A 15,511-nucleotide genomic window follows, 5' to 3' on the forward strand; every position below is an offset into this window, starting at 1 on the left:
TTTGCCCCTGATATACTTGCGTATTTAGCCAAAGCACAGCATCCTGTTCCGCTAAGGGAGACACCCACCGAAACACGGTGGTGACAGGGAGATAGAGACTATGACCTATGCAGGGCTTGAAGACCGCAAACGCATCGAGGCCGAAGGCCCCTGGGCGAGCCGCGATCTGCCGGTAACGTTGTTTGGAATGCTGAGCGACACCACCGCGAAATTTCCCAACCACAACGCCGTCAGCTATCAGATCTTTTCAGGACCGAAAGACAAGGCCGAGACGCTGACCTGGAGTGAATTGAAGGCGAAGACGGCGCAAGCGGCCAATATGCTGCGTGGTTTGGGGATCGGTCCCAAGGACGTGGTGGCCTATGTCCTGCCCAACTGTAACGAAGCCATCCTGACCATGCTGGGCGGGGCGACCGCGGGCATCGTCAACCCGATCAACCCGTTGCTGGACCCCGAGCAGATCGCATCGATCCTGCGCGAGACTGGGGCCAAGGTTGTGGTCACCCTGCGCGCCTTTCCCAAGACCGATGTGGCGCAAAAAGTGGCCGAAGCCGTGGAACACGCGCCGAACGTCAAGACCGTGCTTGAGGTCGACCTGCTGCGCTATGTGACGCCGCCGAAATCCTGGATCATTCCCTTGATCCGTCCGAAGGCCGCGCAAGCCTCTCATGCGCACTATCTGAGTTTTGCCGCCGAGCTGAAAAAACAGAACACGAGCCTCGATTTCGAGGATGTGCAGGAAGATCGTGTCGCCTGTTATTTCCATACAGGTGGCACCACTGGCATGCCGAAAGTCGCGCAGCATCTGTATTCCGGTCTGGTCTATAACGGCTGGGTCGGCGGCGAGCTGCTGTTGAACGAGAACGACGTGCTGCTGTGTCCGCTGCCGCTGTTCCATGTCATGGCAGTGCATGTGATCCTGATGGGCGCCGTGTTCAGCGGCGCACATGTGGTGTTCCCGACGCCGCAGGGCTATCGCGGCGAAGGCGTGTTCGACAACATCTGGAAGCTGACGGAACGGTGGAAGATCACCTTTATCGTTTCGGTGCCCACGGCCCTGGCTGCGATGATGCAGCGCCCGATTGATGCCGATGTCAGCACGGTGAAAACCGCCTTCTCCGGCTCGGCTCCGCTGCCCAAAGAGCTGTTCAAACGCTTCGAGGAGGCCACTGGCGTCACCATCGTTGAAGGGTATGGCATGACCGAAGCGACCTGTCTTGTGTCGGGCAACCCCGTGGACGGGCTGAAGAAAATCGGCAGTATCGGCATTCCTTTCCCGTATACGGATGTCAAGATTGTCAAGCAGACCAACGACGGGCCGCTGGAATGTGCGGTTGACGAGATAGGCGAGATTTGTGTTTCGAACCCCGGTGTCTACACCGGGCACACCTACACCGAAGTGGCGAAGAACAAGGATCTGTTCTACAGCGACACCCACCTGCGGACGGGCGACCTGGGACGTATGGATGCCGATGGGTATCTGTGGATCACCGGCCGTGCCAAGGATCTGATCATTCGCGGTGGCCATAACATCGATCCTGCGGAAATCGAGGACGCGTTGCAGGGCCACAAAGCCGTCGCCTTTGCCGGTGCCATCGGCCAGCCGGACGCGCATTCGGGCGAGGTGCCCTGCGCCTATGTCGAACTGGTCGATGGGGCCACTGTCACCGAAGACGAGCTGATGGCCTATTGCACGAAACATGTACACGAACGCGCGGCGCATCCCAAGCATATGACCATCATGGACGAACTGCCCAAGACGGCCGTGGGCAAGGTGTTCAAACCCGATCTGCGCAAGGACGCGATCACGCGGGTCTATAACGCCGCCCTGTCCGATGCGGGCCTCAGGGCGCAGGTCACCTCGGTGATTGATGACAAGAAACGCGGTCTGACGGCGCAGGTGGTGGCCAATGGTGACTCCGAGGCCGAGATTGCCAAAGTGCTGGGGCCGTTCATTCAGGGCTGGGAACTGGCCGCGCAGCCGGTCGCGGCAGAGTGATCTTGGCAGATTACGACCTGTTGCTGGATGACGAGGTCCGTGCCTTTCTGGCGCGGACCGAACTGCATTATCCGCCCGATGCAGTGGACCTGAGCGTGGAGGACCAGCGCCGGGTGTATAACGCCATGTGTGCTGACTTTGACGTTGGGTATCCTGACAGCGTGACCGCGCAGGACCGTGCCTTTGGCGGGGTTTCGTGCCGCGTCTACAGTTGTTCCGAGCCTGTGGCGGGCACGGTGTTCTTCTGCCACGGCGGTGGTTTTGTCGTGGGCGGGTTGGAGAGCCACGACAGCATTTGCGCCGAATTCTGCGCAAGCACGGGCATGCAGGTGGTCGCGGTTGATTATGGCCTGTCGCCCGAGCATCCCTTTCCGCAAGATTTCGAAGATGCATGGGCCGCGTTCGAAGCGGTCTGTGCCGAGACAGAAGCGTCCATCGTGCTGTGCGGTGACAGCGCGGGGGGCAATCTGGTGGCGGCAATTGCCCATTATGCACGCGGCAGGATTGACGGGCGCATAATGGGCTGCCTGCTGATCTATCCCGGGCTTGGCGGCGATCGCACGCGGGGCAGCTATGTCACCCATGCCGATGCGCCGGGACTAAGCGTGCGGGACATGGCGTTCTATCAGACCCTGCGATCCGGCGGGCAGGACCGCACCGGCGATCCGCGCTTTGCGCCGCTGCAAGATACCGATTTTTCCAACCTCCCGCCCACGGTGATCCTGACGGCACAATGCGATCCGCTGTCCAGCGATGGCGAGGCGTATCGTGATGCCATTCAGGCCGCAGGAGGCCGAGCTGTCTGGATCGAGGAGGCGGGGCTGGTGCACGCCCATTTGCGGGCGCGGCACATGTCGCAACGTGCCGCCACAAGCTTTGCGCGGATGATCCAGGCGCTGACGCTGTTGCGCGCGGGGCAGATCACCGATCTGGACTGATCTTCAGGTCAGGAACGTCTTCGCCTTCATCGTGTCAGGAATTGGCGCACCCAGCCGCGACAGGATGGTGGGGGCCAGTTGCAGCTGGTCGATCACCGTATCCGCGTGCGGGCCCTCGGCATCCCCGAAGTAATACAACGCCGCTTCTTGTTGCAGGGCTCCGCGTCCACCATGGTGGCCGCGCTCGTCCTGCCCGTGATCGGCGGTCACGATCACCTCGTACCCCATTTCGCGCCAGCGCGGGATGAAGGGGGCCAGCATTTCGTCCATGACGAAACAGGCATGGTCCATTTCCTGACCCTCGTGGAAAAAACGGTGCCCCATGCTGTCCAAGGTGCAGGTGTGCAACATGCCATAGTTCAGCCCGAAGCGCAGGCAGAGATTGGTCAGCGTGCCAAACAGGTCCACGTCTGAGGGGGTCATCTGGTTGTTGTGCCCATAGCCGGTCATGGTGTGGAACCGGCCATGGTTGATGGTGTCGCTGTCCGGTTCATCATATTCGATGTCACGCACATAGTCGAAGGGATGGCGGTTGAAGAATTCGGACCAAAAGCTGTGCGCCACCGCCCCCGTGACCCCACCCGCCGCACGGGTGGCCGAGAAGACGTCGGGATGCGACAGGCGGAACACGTTGCCATTGCCGGTGCAGCCGTGTTCGGCAGGGGCCACGCCGGTATGGATCGACGCATAGCACGAGGCCGAAATCGACGGCAGCACCGCGCGCAGTTTCCACACGCGGGCGTCACCTGAATCCACCCAGCCCTCCAGATTGCCGAACAGCCGCCGCCAGTTGCGCCATGGAACGCCGTCCAGAATGATCAGCAACAGTTTCTTGTCCATATGCGCCCCCTGTCTGTGCGCCTGCATCTGACCGCAGGTGGTGCGCGGGGGCAATGGGGGCTGTGTGATTTTTCCCGACGTCACGCCAAAGCGGCAAACCTTTGCGCCAGATCGGTGGTTGCGGTCCGATAGGCGCCGGGCCCATAGCTTGCACGCGATACGCCCATGTGCGCCGCATCATGCAGCGCGTTCAGGTTGCCCATCATCATGACATTGACGGGCAGGTCGGTGTTGTTTGCGATATGGGTGATATGGCAGTGCGCCGTCAGACCGGGAATAAAGAATCCGTCGGCACCGGCCCCTGCATAGGCATCTGCCCGCGCAAGCGCCTGGCCCAGCAGGTCTCCGTGGGTGGCCGGGTCTGACCCCAGAAACAGGTCGGTACGCGCGTTGATGAACAGGGGGATGCCTTCAAGGCGTGCGGCCGCTCTGACAGCTTTCAGCCGCGCGACCTGCGCGTCGACGGGAAACAGGCCACTGCCTTGCACAACTCTGTCCTCAATATTGATCCCGATTGCACCTGCGCGGATCACGCGACGGACATTCGTGGTGATGTCGGCGGGCGCGGTGGCATATCCGCCCTCGAAGTCTACCGAAACGGGCAGGGCGACCGATTGGGTAATGCGTTCGACAATTTGCAGGACGAAATCCAGCGGCATTGCCTCGCCGTCGTCAAACCCGTGGGCCGCTGCAACCGACCAACTGCCGGTGGCCACGGCCTTGGCACCCGCATCGGCAAGGGCCTGCGCCCCGCCTGCATCCCAGATGTTGTACAACACCAGCGGGTTGCCCTTCTGGTGAAGGGATTTGAACAAGGCTGCTTTTTCCGACTGGGTCATGGTTGGGCTCTTTCTTGTGGTGCGGGCAAATATTGACGTTCGATTTCAAGCAGTTTCTGCTTGCGCCACAGGCCACCACCGTATCCGGTCAGCGCCCCTTCGGCACCGATCACCCGGTGGCAGGGCACCACCAGCGCAATCTGGTTGGCTCCGTTGGCGCGTCCCACGGCACGGGTGGCCTCGGGGCGCCCGATCTGCACAGCAATTTGGGAATAGCTGCGGGTTACGCCGGGCGGGATGCGCCGCAGTTCGTCCCACACCAGCTGCGCAAAGGGCGCACCGTGATAGGCCAGCGGAGTCGCGAAAACGGCAGAGGTTCCCGCAAAGAAGGCTGCAAGCTCGGCCTTGATCTGTTGCCCCGGTGCGGTCTGCCCGATGCCAAGCCGGCCCTTGCACTGTGCGTCCAGCTTGCCCAGCTCGGTTTTCAACGCCTTGCGGTCGGTGAACTCCAGCAAGTGCAGTTCGGTCCTGCTGGTAACAGAAATCATATCGCCCAGCGGGGTGCTGACCCAATCGGCAAACAGCAATGGCGCGCGATCCAGCCGTCCGGGGGCACGCCCCAGCAATCTGGCAAAGGCGGCACTGAACGCGCTGGCCGAGTCAAATTGCGCGTCAATCTGCGCCTCGATCACCTTGCCGCCTGATGACATGGTTTCAAACCCGTCGCGCAGCCGCCGTTGTCGGGCCATTTCCAGAAATGTCATGCCGAACTGACGCTTGAAACTGCGCCGGATTGTCGAGGGATCAAACCCCATCCGTACGACATCTGTCTCTGACCAGCGAAACGCGGGCCGTTCATCCAGCGCCGCAAGCAAGGCGGCAATCGCAGGGTCGCCCGAGGCCATCGGCTGCAAGGGATGGCAGCGCTTGCAGGGGCGAAACCCCGCTTCGATACAGGCGCCGACCGTGTCGTGAAACGTGCAATTCTCGCGTTTGGGTTTGCGGGCGGGGCAGGTGAGGCGGCAAAACACCCCGGTGGAGGAAACGCAGACAAAGGCATGCCCGTCATAGCGGTCATCGCGTGCAAGCAGGGCGCGGTACAATGTGTCGTGGTCTGGCAGGTCAAACAGCATGTACACACCTTATGCAGGTTCAATCCGTCGTGCCGCCTGTTTTCGGGCGTCTATTGGATTTTCACAGCGTCGGGGTGTTGCGCCTATGCCTGCGCCACCGCCATCAGCCCGTCGCGCAAATCTTGCGGGTCAATCGGGGCCAGCGCTGCATCAACGGCGTCATGGGTGGCCCGCCAGGTGGGCAGCGCCTGTGCCAGCACCGCACGCCCCGCATCCGTCAGGCGCAGACGCCGTGCGCGGCGGTCGTTTTTATCGGGGGCCGAGGCGACGAATCCCTGCCGTTCCAGCGGCTTCAGCGCTGCTGTCAGCGTGGTGCGGTCCATGCCCAGAAGGTCCACCAGATCACTGATCCGTGGCCCGTCGGGACGGTTCAGCGACATCAGCAGGGAAAACTGCCCGTTGGTCACGCCAAATGGGCGCAAGGCATCATCAAAGCGACGCGCCAGCACCCGCGCGGCCCGTTGAACGTGCAAACACAGGCAGCGGTCGCGTACTTCGATAGTGACTGAAAGGGGCAGCAATGGGTCCATCATTTATATATGTTGATATCAACGTATATAAATGTCAATCTGAAAGGCGAATCTAGGAATAGGAGGTGACACAATGTCATATGTATCTGGATTTCTGCTGGCCGTGCCCGAAGCGAACAGGGCCGCCTACAAGGACATGGCCGAAAAGGCATGGCCGCTTTTCAAGGAATACGGCTGTTTGTCGGTTCAGGAAAACTGGGGCGTCGATACGCCGGATGGCAAGGTCACGTCCTTCCCGATGGCGGTCAAACGCGAAGAGGGCGAAGTGGTTGTGTTCTCGTGGATGATCTGGCCCGACAAGGCGACCGCGGACAAGGGGTTCGAGAAGATGATGAGCGACCCGCGTATGCAAGAGATGATGGAGATGCCCTTTGACGGGATGCGCATGATGTGGGGCGGGTTCGAGCCGCTGGTCACGTTGACCGCAGACTGATCGGGCAATGGATAAGCGGCGGGGCAGCACTGCGCCCCGCCTGTGTTCTAGTTGCCTGCACTTTCCATGCGGCGGTGTTCGATGACCTCTTCCAGCCAACCCAGTTTCATCTCGGGGACCGAGCTGAGCAGCAGGTCTGTATAGGCGTCAAAGGGCGGCGACAGTACCGTGGATTTTGATCCGTAACGCACGACCTGACCCTGATACATCACCGCAATGCTGTCCGCGATGGCACGCACCGTGGCCAGATCGTGGGTAATGAACAAATAGGCCACGTCCTCGACCTTTTGCAGTTTCAGCAGCAGCTTCAGGATGCCGTCCGCTACCAGCGGGTCCAGCGCCGAGGTCACCTCGTCGCAGATGATCAGCTTGGGCTTTGCCGCCAGTGCGCGCGCGATGCAGACACGTTGTTTCTGCCCCCCCGACAGTTCCGCCGGATAGCGGTCCTGAAAGCCTTCGCCCAGTTCGATCTCGTCCAGCAGTTCCTGAATGCGGGCCTGCTTTTCGCGCCCCTTCAGGCCGAAGTAGAACTCAAGCGGACGCCCGATGATGGTGCCAACAGTCTGGCGCGGGTTCATCGCGGTGTCTGCCATCTGATAGATCATCTGCAATTCGCGCAGGTCCTCGCGCGAGCGTGAGGGCAGGTCCGGGGACAGGTCGCGGCCGGCAAAGTGGATGTTGCCGTTGGAAGGCGGCAGCAAACCGGTGATCACCCGTGCCAGTGTCGATTTGCCTGAACCGCTTTCCCCCACCACGGCCAGCGTCTGGCCGGGATGCAGTTCTACGTTGATGTCCTTGAGCACGTCGAAATTGGTGCCCTTGTAACGGGCGGTGATATTCTCGACCCGCAGCACGGCTTCGTCGGTTGGCTCTTTCTCGATGTGTTTGATCGAGCGGACCGACACCAGCGCCTGAGTGTATTCTTCCTGAGGGTTGTTGATGATCTGGTCCGTGGTGCCGTATTCGACCATATCGCCCTGACGCAGCACCATGATGTGATCCGCGACCTGTGCCACCACGGCCAGATCGTGCGTGATATACAGCGCCGCAACGCCGGTGACGGCAATCGCATCCTTGATTGCCTTCAGCACGTCGATTTGCGTGGTCACATCCAGCGCCGTGGTGGGTTCGTCAAACACCACAAGATCAGGTTCGGGGCACAGTGCAAGCGCGGTCATGCAACGTTGCAGCTGGCCGCCCGACACCTGGTGCGGATAGCGGTTGCCGATATTTTCGGGGTCGGGCAGTCCCAGCGCCTTGAACAGCTCCACCGCGCGGGATTCGGCGTCTTTCTTGCCGAATTTGCCCTGGCTGATCGCGGCCTCGGTCACCTGTTCCATGATCTTCTTGGCCGGGTTGAAGGACGCCGCTGCCGATTGCGAGACATAGGTGACCTCGGCTCCGCGCAAATGGCGGATGTCGCGGTGCTTGGCCTGTAACAGGTCGCGCCCGTTCACCCAGACCTCGCCGCCGGTCAGCTCGACGCCGCCCCGGCCATAGGCCAGGGTGGCCAGGCCGATGGTCGACTTGCCCGCACCGGATTCCCCGATCAGCCCCAGAACCTCGCCTGCCTGCAAATCGAAATCGACACCGTGGACGATTTCGATGTCATGCGGCTTTTCGCCGGGCGGATAGACCGTCGCGCCAATTTTCAAGCCGCGCACTTTTACCAGTGGATCGCTCATCCCCGGCCCCCTTTCAGTGAAGTGGTTCGGTTCAGAACCCAGTCGGCCACAAGGTTGACGCTGATCGCCAGCGTGGCGATTGCCACCGCCGGATAAAGTGCGGCCCCGATCCCGTAAACGATGCCTTCCTTGTTCTCTTTCACGATGCCGCCCCAGTCAGCCTGCGGCGGTTGCACGCCAAGACCAAGGAACGATAGGGTCGATACGAAAAGAACCGCAAAGATGAACCGCAAGCCCATCTCGGCCACCAGTGGGGACAGCGCGTTGGGCAGAACCTCGCGAAAGATGATCCACGCCAGTTTTTCGCCGCGCAGGCGCGCCGCTTCGACGTAATCCATTACTGTGATGTCCACCGCCACAGCACGGGCCAGCCGGTACACGCGGGTGCTGTCCAGCAGCCCCATGACCAGGATCAGAACCGGCACGGTGACCGGCATGACCGACAGCACCACCAGCGCAAAGATCAGCGACGGGATCGACATGATCAGATCGACAAAGCGCGACAGCACCTGATCGGCCCAGCCCCCCAGCACCGCAGCGGCAAAGCCCAGCACCGATCCGGTGATAAACGACAATGCCGTGGCCATGGTGGCGATAAAGATTGTTGTGCGTCCGCCGTAAATCATCCGGCTCAGCAGGTCGCGCCCGATGGTGTCGGTGCCCAGCAGATGCTCGGCCGATGACGGTTCCCAGACATCGCCCACGACTTCGGCCATGCCATAGGGGGCGATCCATGGGGCAAAGACAGCCATCAGGAAATAGGTCGCGGTAAAGAACAGCCCGATAAGGGCAGAGAGTGGGATACGCATCAGATCAGCCCTCCTGCGACCAGAGCGGTTCCGATGACATGTGCGGTTGTGAAAACAGCATGGTTCATTTCGGATGCCTCAGTCTTGGGTTGGCCAGAATCGAGACGATGTCAGCAACCATATTCAGGACAATATAGACGGCGGCAAAGATTAGACCGCAGGCCTGCACAACAGGCACGTCACGTTTGGACACATGGTCAACCAGATACTGCCCCATGCCCGGATAGACAAAGACCACTTCGATCACCACCACGCCGACCACCAGATAGGCAAGGTTCAGCATCACCACGTTGACGATCGGGGCGATTGCATTGGGGAAGGCGTGCTTGCGGATCACCTCGAAGGTGCTCAGGCCCTTCAACTCGGCGGTTTCGATATAGGCCGATTGCATCACGTTCAGAATCGCGGCGCGGGTCATGCGCATCATATGCGCCAGAACCACCAGCGTCAGCACTGCAACAGGCAGCGATATGGCGTTCAGCTTCTGGCCCAGCGTCATCGAGTCGTTGATCATAGCGACCGAAGGCGCCCAGCCCAGTTTGACCGCGACAAAAAACATCAGCACATAGCCGATCAGGAATTCAGGGATGGAAATGGATGTCAGGGTGATGCCGGAAATCAGCTTGTCCGGCCAGCGGTCGCGGAAACGCACCGCAATCAGACCCAGCAGGATCGCCAGCGGGACCGACACAAGCGCGGCCCAAAAGGCAAGGAACATGGTGTTCCTGAACCGCCCGCCCAGACTTTCGGAAATGTCGCGCCCGTTGGTCAGCGCGGTGCCCAGATCACCCTGCAACACGCCGCCCAGCCAGGCGAAATAGCGGGCAACAGGAGGATCGTTCAGACCCAGTTCGGTGCGAAGATTGGCCAGGGCCTGCGGCGTTGCCGACTGGCCAAGGATGGACTGTGCAACGTCGCCCGGCAGGATCGTGGTGCCAACAAAGATCAGGACCGAGGCGGCAAACAGCAAAACGATGCCCAGCGCTAGGCGCTGGGCTAACAGTTTCAGGATCGGGTGCATGTGCTCAAGCGCCCTTAGGTGTCCATGACCCAGCACTTGATGCTGGATTTGTTGTTCATCACTTCACCGTTCGGATCGTCTTCCCAGCCGCCGACATTATTGGCGACGCCACTGATAAAGTCATTGAACATGGGCAGGATCAAACCACCTTCGTTGCGCAGCATCTGGCCCATTTTCGAGTAGATTTCCTTGCGCTTGGCGTTGTCCAGCTCGGCCCGTGCCGCCAGCAGCATCTCGTCGAATTCGGGACGTTTCCAGCGTGTGTCGTTCCAGTCTGCGGTCGACAGATAGGCAGTCGTGTACATCTGGTCCTGCACCGGACGGCCACCCCAGTAGGAGGCGCAGAAGGGTTGCACGTTCCAGACTTCCGACCAGTAACCGTCGTTCGGCTCGCGTTTGATTTCCAGCGGGATGCCTGCCGCCTGTGCCGACTGCTGGAACAGCGATGCAGCATCAACCGCACCCGGGAAGGCACCGTCGGACACACGCAGGATGATCGGGCTGCCATCGTGACCGGATGCTGCGTAGTGCTCTTTGGCTTTAGCAACATCATAGGTGCGCTGTTCGATGGTGTTGTCGAACAGGGGGTAGGATTTGTTGATGGGCATGTCGTTGCCAACCGAACCATAGCCGCGCAGGATTTTGTCAACCAGTTCAACGCGGTTGATCGCATATTTCAGCGCCAGACGCAGGTCGTTGTTGTCAAAGGGCGCGGTGTCGATGTGGGCGATGAACACATAGTGGCCACGACCCGAAACCGATTTCACGCTCAGATTGGGCGCGCGGTCCAGCAGGCTGGCAACCTTCGGCTCAACGCGGTTGATCATATGAACCTGACCCGATTGCAGGGCCGCGGTGCGTGCGGTCGCGTCGTTCAGTACCAGCACTTCGGAAAACTCGGTAAAACCGCGTTTGTCGGGGTTCCAATAGTTGTCACGGCGTTTGAAACCGTGGCGCACGCCGGGTTCGTCGAATTCGATCGTATAGGCGCCTGTGCCGATGCCGGCGGCGGGGTTGTCCATGCCGCCATCGGGCTGGATCATCAGGTGATAGTCGGCCATCAGATAGGGAAGGTCGGCGTTGGCCGTTTCAAGCTCGACGATAAAGTTGTCGCCGTCGACTTTCATGTCGGCGATGCCCTTCATGATGCCCAGGGCACCCGATTTGCTTTCATCGTTCGAATGGCGCTGCATGGTTTTCAGCACGTCTTCGGGGGTCATTGTCTTGCCGTTCGAGAATTCCACACCCTTGCGGATCTTGAACGCCCATGTTTTCGCATCGGCCGATGGCTCGACGCTTTCGGCCAGCCAGTGTTCCAGCGTCCCGTCGGGGTTCACCTCGGTCAGCGTCTCGCCCCAGTGACGGATGTTGCTGAGCGGCACTTCCGACGCGGTCAGGGCCGGGTCCATGGTGTTGGTGGATTCACCGCCCGACGAACCAAGCTTGAGCGTACCGCCGCGGACGGGACCTGCTGCGCGGGCGCTGCTGGCCAGCATGGCGTTTGCAGCAACAGCCGTCACACCCAAAGCCGCAGCGCGGCCAACGAATTCGCGGCGCGTCATGCGGCCCTTGGCCACGTCGCGGCTCATCTGTTGCAGTTGTTCATTCATGTTTAGGTCTCCCGTTGATTGTTTTTACGCTTTCACGCAACCAAGTCGTTCGCCCGACTGTCGCGCGCGTTTTATTGACTACTGAGTCAACGTTACGCATTTGTGGCGTTGTCGCAAGGATTATTCCCGCGCCGTGCCGGTCTGTGATCAGAGGTGATCGCGCGGGATGCTGTCCTCTACGCTTTTGTCGAATATCAATATGTCGTTTTCGTATGCCTCAACTTTCGCGGTCAGGTAGAAGGTCGTCGCATCACTCCACATCTGGCTGTAAGTTTCGGTGCGCAGGCGGATGTCGCCGCGCTCGATCTCGTCGGTCCAGTGGCAGGTGCCCCGCGCACTCAGCGGGTCGTCGGGATGGATCGACCATGTTTCGCGGGCAGCCGATCCGTTGATCAGTCCGTGATCGCTGTCGCGCACCTTGCCGAAGTCATCCTCGATGGTCAGCGTCGTCGTGCCGGTCACCATGTCGGTGTCCTGACGGCGGATGTGGTTTTCGGGGCGCAGTTCCTCGGTCTCCCACGGCTCGGCGGCAGCAGAGGGCGGGAATACGACGCTCTTGTCCTCGGTGCGCGGCTCGTGCAGCGGCACGCCCAGTTGCGCGCGGTGGATGTGCACCGCGGCGGCGGTGGGCGTGGGCCACATCAGTGGCCAATATGCGGTCGAGATCGACACCCGCAGCCGGTGCCCCTTGGGCACGCAATAGCCCACATGATCCAGCGCCAGCGTCACGAACTGGTCTTCGCCCACGGGCATTGCGCTTGGGTCCGACGCGCTGTCGCGGTGGCTGAGGTTCAGCACGCCATAGGTGATCCGCGTTGACGCCCCGTCCGGGTGCACATGGCACAGCCGCACGGCGATCTGCGCCTGCGGGGCGTCACTGCGCAGCATCATCTCGATGGCTGGCGCACCCAGAATGTCCATGTCGCTGTCCAGTGGGGCAGAGGTCCAGGTGGCCGACAGCCCGTCGTCGCGGCGCTGGTCGCCGGGCATTTCCGGGCCCAGCCAGATGGCGCAGTATTCCCCCGCATCCGCACCGGTGTGCGCAGGTGATTGCACAGTGGTGTCGGCCACATCGATGTCGGTGCTCAGCACGCCGTCGCCCAGCCAGAAGTTGCGGTTCATCACCGGCTCTTCATGCATCGTCTCGCGGCCCGCGACCGCACCGTCCTGCGTGACCCAGCGGCCAGGGCGGTCGGTGTACCATGTGGCCGGGCGCACGCCGTCCATCACATAGGCGCGGTAATCGGGGTCATCCTCGACGCCGGTGTCGATGCCCTTCAACCAGCGGCCCCACCAGCGCAGGGCCTCTTGCAGAAAGCCGATTCGCGGTTCGGGCACGGCAAAGTGCGGATATTTGTGCACCCACGGACCGACAATGCCCTTGGACCCGGGAATGTTCTTCACGATCTGCGGGACGGTGTTCTTGTAACTGTCCCCCCAGCCGCCGACGGCCAGAACCTTGGCCTTGATGGTGTCATAGCTTTCGCAGACGCTGCCGTGCTCCCAATAGCTGTCACGCCGCTGGTGCCGCAGCCACAGCGAGGGCAGGAAGGGTTCGGCCTCAAGCCGCTGCAACCACATCTCGCGCCAGTCCTCGCGCAGGGCAGGGTCCGGCGCGCGGCTGGAATAGGACCACATCGTCGCCCCCCAGCCCAGATTTTCGTTCAGCAGGTTGCCACCCTTGTAGTGGATGTCATCGGCAAAGCGGTCGACGGTCGAACATAGGGTGATGATCGCCTTGAGCTCGGGCGGCGTCATGGCCGCAACCTGAAGCGAATTGAAGCCACCCCAGCTGATACCCATCATGCCGACATTGCCGTTGCACCACGGTTGCGCGGCCAGATGGCGGATCACCTCGACGGCGTCGTCCAGCTCTTGCTGGCTGTATTCGTCTTCCATGATCCCTTCGCTGTCACCATTGCCGCGCATGTCCACGCGCGCACAGGCATAGCCGTGGCGGGCAAAATAGGGATGGGTCAGCGCGTCTCGCGCACAGGTGCCGTCGCGTTTGCGGTAGGGCAGGAATTCCAGAATGGCGGGGACTTGTTCGCTGTTGTCTGAGGGGCGCCACAGGCGGGCGGACAAACGTGTGCCGTCAGACATGACGATGGCGTAATCAGGATCTTCGGTGATGTCGCGGGGGGCGTTGGTTGCGTCGCTCATGAGCTTTGACTTTCCTGTCTGGGGCCAGATGTCAAGACGATCAGCGTTTGTATGCGATCAAAAGGTCCATCACATTTGTGCCGGTGGGGCCTGACCTTAGCAGGGCACCCCGCGCTGCCAGCCAGTCGTATGGGGCGGCTGTGTCGATGGCGGTCTGCCCGCTTGCCGCCCAGGTCTGTCCGTCCACCAGGGCCCCTGCCGCATCGGTGGGGCCATCCGAGCCGTCGGTGCCTGCGACCAGAATGCGCAGGTCGTCGCGCCCCGCAATTTCACGGGCCAGACGCAAGGCCAGCATCATGTTGCGCCCGCCCAGGCCGGGCCTGTCAGGCAGGATCACCGTGGGTTCACCCCCAAGGATATGCAGACCTTTTCCGGCGGCTTTCAGATGCGCCGCGATGCGCGGCGCAAGGGCGGCGACATCGTCATAAAGCGTTTCGGCGTTGCTGCGCACATCTGCCTGTGCAGTCTGTGCGATGGCAGCGCGCGCGATGGCATTCGAGGCGACAATGCGTGCATCATGGGCAAACGCCGGATTTTCAGGGGCATCGCCGATGCCCGAGCCAATGACGCCCAGACTGTCGCCTTCCACATCCGAAATCGCCAGCGTCGTTACATGGCGGCCCGGAAACGCCCCCAGCAGCTTGCCCCCTTTGATCCGCGACAAACCGCGCCGCATGGTGTTGATCTCGTGAATATCGGCCCCCGAGGCCAGCTTGGCCTGCGTCTGCTGTGCCAGATCGTCCAGCGTCAGGTCGCCCTCCAAAACCTCGGCCAGCGCCGACGCCCCGCCCGAAACCAGCATCAACAGATGTGAGGATGCGCCGCACTTTTCAACCACGTCCAGCATCGCGGCGCCGGCGGTCAGGCTGGCCGCATTGGGCACCGGATGCGCGGCTTCGATTACATGCGCGCGGTCGGGGGCGCCGGCGCCGTGGCCGTCCTTGGTGACGATCAGCACAGGTGCGTTCGGGAACAGCGCGGCAGCGGCGCGGGCCATGGCTGTGGCTGCCTTACCCACCGCGATGATCTGATCGGGCTTGGCAATGGGATGCGCCTGCAAAGATTGCCGCACACTGGCCTCGCCGCCCACGGCATCAACACCAATGTTCCAGAGATCTGCGAGCGCTGTCATAGTGTCCTCGATAGTGATGGCAGGGAGCAGGCAGGAGCCTGTGGCAAGCCTAGCGTGACGTCGCGCAGCAAGCCACCAACGAAAGGCAAAAAAAGTCAAAAAGACTCTATCCGCCGAATCATGATTCGGTTAGAATCACCTCAGGTCCTGCAAATCACGACACAACCCGCAAAAGACGGGGCGCGTGAAGGGCCCCGGATGGTGTAAATTGGTGCTTTTGTGCCGCCTGTATTCATGCAGGTGTGATGAAAAGTATCATATTATTCAATCCGATACAGGCATAGACGGTGGCGTCCCAAGGGGCGCGCGGCAGATCAGATTGGCAGGCACGCGAGGGGTGGAGGGCATGGGGCCCAACCGCCCCCGCGGCGCGTTTGTGATCCATTCTGGCGTTTGTGCCCGTGGCTTCTGAGGGTGCCTCCGGCGGGGATTTTTTGAA

At 61.3% G+C, this 15,511-nt stretch carries 13 protein-coding genes; 3 read left to right on the plus strand and 10 right to left on the minus strand.

All coding sequences use genetic code 11. The features are described 5' to 3' along the window. Positions 1-100 precede the first annotated feature (100 nt). Both DSM107133_RS04950 and DSM107133_RS04955 read left to right on the plus strand, forming a co-directional pair. Positions 101-1,999, plus strand: a complete 1,899-nt coding sequence (locus tag DSM107133_RS04950) for an acyl-CoA synthetase (protein WP_114293239.1) — start codon at positions 101-103, stop codon at positions 1,997-1,999. Next, positions 1,996-2,937, plus strand: coding sequence for an alpha/beta hydrolase (locus DSM107133_RS04955; protein WP_205387803.1), 942 nt, complete (start codon positions 1,996-1,998; stop codon positions 2,935-2,937). The genes DSM107133_RS04950 and DSM107133_RS04955 overlap by 4 nt, the downstream gene beginning before the upstream one ends. Positions 2,938-2,940: 3 nt before the next feature. On the opposite strand, the gene DSM107133_RS04960 is transcribed toward DSM107133_RS04955, so the two are convergent. From DSM107133_RS04960 to DSM107133_RS04975, 4 genes are all read right to left on the minus strand, one after another. Next, positions 2,941-3,777 carry an alkaline phosphatase family protein gene (locus DSM107133_RS04960; RefSeq protein ID WP_114293238.1) on the minus strand — a complete coding sequence of 279 codons (837 nt, stop codon included), beginning with the start codon at positions 3,775-3,777 and terminating at the stop codon, positions 2,941-2,943. A gap of 80 nt (positions 3,778-3,857) precedes the next feature. Further along, positions 3,858-4,616: an isocitrate lyase/phosphoenolpyruvate mutase family protein gene (locus DSM107133_RS04965; protein WP_114293237.1), complete on the minus strand. Its 759-nt coding sequence runs from the start codon at positions 4,614-4,616 to the stop codon at positions 3,858-3,860. Beyond that, entirely contained in the window at positions 4,613-5,689 is a 1,077-nt protein-coding gene (locus DSM107133_RS04970) for a trifunctional transcriptional activator/DNA repair protein Ada/methylated-DNA--[protein]-cysteine S-methyltransferase (RefSeq protein ID WP_114293236.1), read from the minus strand. The genes DSM107133_RS04965 and DSM107133_RS04970 overlap by 4 nt, the downstream gene beginning before the upstream one ends. Before the next feature lie 83 nt (positions 5,690-5,772). Beyond that, positions 5,773-6,219: a MarR family transcriptional regulator gene (locus DSM107133_RS04975; protein ID WP_240310501.1), complete on the minus strand. Its 447-nt coding sequence runs from the start codon at positions 6,217-6,219 to the stop codon at positions 5,773-5,775. Between the two features lie 73 nt (positions 6,220-6,292). Here DSM107133_RS04975 and DSM107133_RS04980 point away from each other — a divergent pair, with 73 nt between their 5' ends. After that, on the plus strand, positions 6,293-6,652 hold the full coding sequence (locus DSM107133_RS04980) for a DUF1428 domain-containing protein (RefSeq protein ID WP_114293234.1): 360 nt from the start codon (positions 6,293-6,295) through the stop codon (positions 6,650-6,652). Between the two features lie 47 nt (positions 6,653-6,699). Here DSM107133_RS04980 and DSM107133_RS04985 read toward each other — a convergent pair whose 3' ends face one another. The 6 genes from DSM107133_RS04985 to DSM107133_RS05010 all read right to left on the minus strand — a co-directional run bounded on the left by DSM107133_RS04985 (position 6,700) and on the right by DSM107133_RS05010 (position 15,072). Then, a complete protein-coding gene (locus tag DSM107133_RS04985) occupies positions 6,700-8,337 on the minus strand; it encodes an ABC transporter ATP-binding protein (protein ID WP_114293233.1) in 1,638 nt (545 codons plus the stop codon). Continuing rightward, a complete protein-coding gene (locus DSM107133_RS04990) occupies positions 8,334-9,149 on the minus strand; it encodes an ABC transporter permease (protein ID WP_114293232.1) in 816 nt (271 codons plus the stop codon). The genes DSM107133_RS04985 and DSM107133_RS04990 overlap by 4 nt, the downstream gene beginning before the upstream one ends. Before the next feature lie 61 nt (positions 9,150-9,210). After that, the gene (locus tag DSM107133_RS04995) at positions 9,211-10,167 is read right to left on the minus strand and encodes an ABC transporter permease (protein ID WP_114293231.1); all 957 of its coding nucleotides are present in this window, start codon (positions 10,165-10,167) and stop codon (positions 9,211-9,213) included. A 14-nt stretch (positions 10,168-10,181) separates the two neighbouring features. Continuing rightward, on the minus strand, positions 10,182-11,777 hold the full coding sequence (locus DSM107133_RS05000; RefSeq protein WP_114293230.1) for an ABC transporter substrate-binding protein: 1,596 nt from the start codon (positions 11,775-11,777) through the stop codon (positions 10,182-10,184). A gap of 147 nt (positions 11,778-11,924) precedes the next feature. Beyond that, positions 11,925-13,940, minus strand: coding sequence for a CocE/NonD family hydrolase (locus DSM107133_RS05005; protein WP_114293229.1), 2,016 nt, complete (start codon positions 13,938-13,940; stop codon positions 11,925-11,927). Between the two features lie 40 nt (positions 13,941-13,980). Further along, positions 13,981-15,072 (minus strand): DUF4147 domain-containing protein, encoded by a 1,092-nt coding sequence (locus DSM107133_RS05010; RefSeq protein WP_114293228.1) that lies wholly within the window; start codon positions 15,070-15,072, stop codon positions 13,981-13,983. Positions 15,073-15,511: the final 439 nt, after the last annotated feature.

This window comes from Pseudosulfitobacter sp. DSM 107133 (genome assembly GCF_022788695.1).
In the GTDB taxonomy this organism is placed as follows: Bacteria; Pseudomonadota; Alphaproteobacteria; order Rhodobacterales; family Rhodobacteraceae; genus Pseudosulfitobacter.

Coding starts and splice junctions, on each gene's coding strand:
- DSM107133_RS04975 (WP_240310501.1), bottom strand. CDS start 6,219: ATGGACCCATTGCTGCCCCTTTCAGTCACTATCGAAGTACGCGACCGC.
- DSM107133_RS04950 (WP_114293239.1), top strand. CDS start 101: ATGACCTATGCAGGGCTTGAAGACCGCAAACGCATCGAGGCCGAAGGC.
- DSM107133_RS04970 (WP_114293236.1), bottom strand. CDS start 5,689: ATGCTGTTTGACCTGCCAGACCACGACACATTGTACCGCGCCCTGCTT.
- DSM107133_RS05005 (WP_114293229.1), bottom strand. CDS start 13,940: ATGAGCGACGCAACCAACGCCCCCCGCGACATCACCGAAGATCCTGAT.
- DSM107133_RS04960 (WP_114293238.1), bottom strand. CDS start 3,777: ATGGACAAGAAACTGTTGCTGATCATTCTGGACGGCGTTCCATGGCGC.
- DSM107133_RS04985 (WP_114293233.1), bottom strand. CDS start 8,337: ATGAGCGATCCACTGGTAAAAGTGCGCGGCTTGAAAATTGGCGCGACG.
- DSM107133_RS04965 (WP_114293237.1), bottom strand. CDS start 4,616: ATGACCCAGTCGGAAAAAGCAGCCTTGTTCAAATCCCTTCACCAGAAG.
- DSM107133_RS04980 (WP_114293234.1), top strand. CDS start 6,293: ATGTCATATGTATCTGGATTTCTGCTGGCCGTGCCCGAAGCGAACAGG.
- DSM107133_RS05000 (WP_114293230.1), bottom strand. CDS start 11,777: ATGAATGAACAACTGCAACAGATGAGCCGCGACGTGGCCAAGGGCCGC.
- DSM107133_RS05010 (WP_114293228.1), bottom strand. CDS start 15,072: ATGACAGCGCTCGCAGATCTCTGGAACATTGGTGTTGATGCCGTGGGC.
- DSM107133_RS04995 (WP_114293231.1), bottom strand. CDS start 10,167: ATGCACCCGATCCTGAAACTGTTAGCCCAGCGCCTAGCGCTGGGCATC.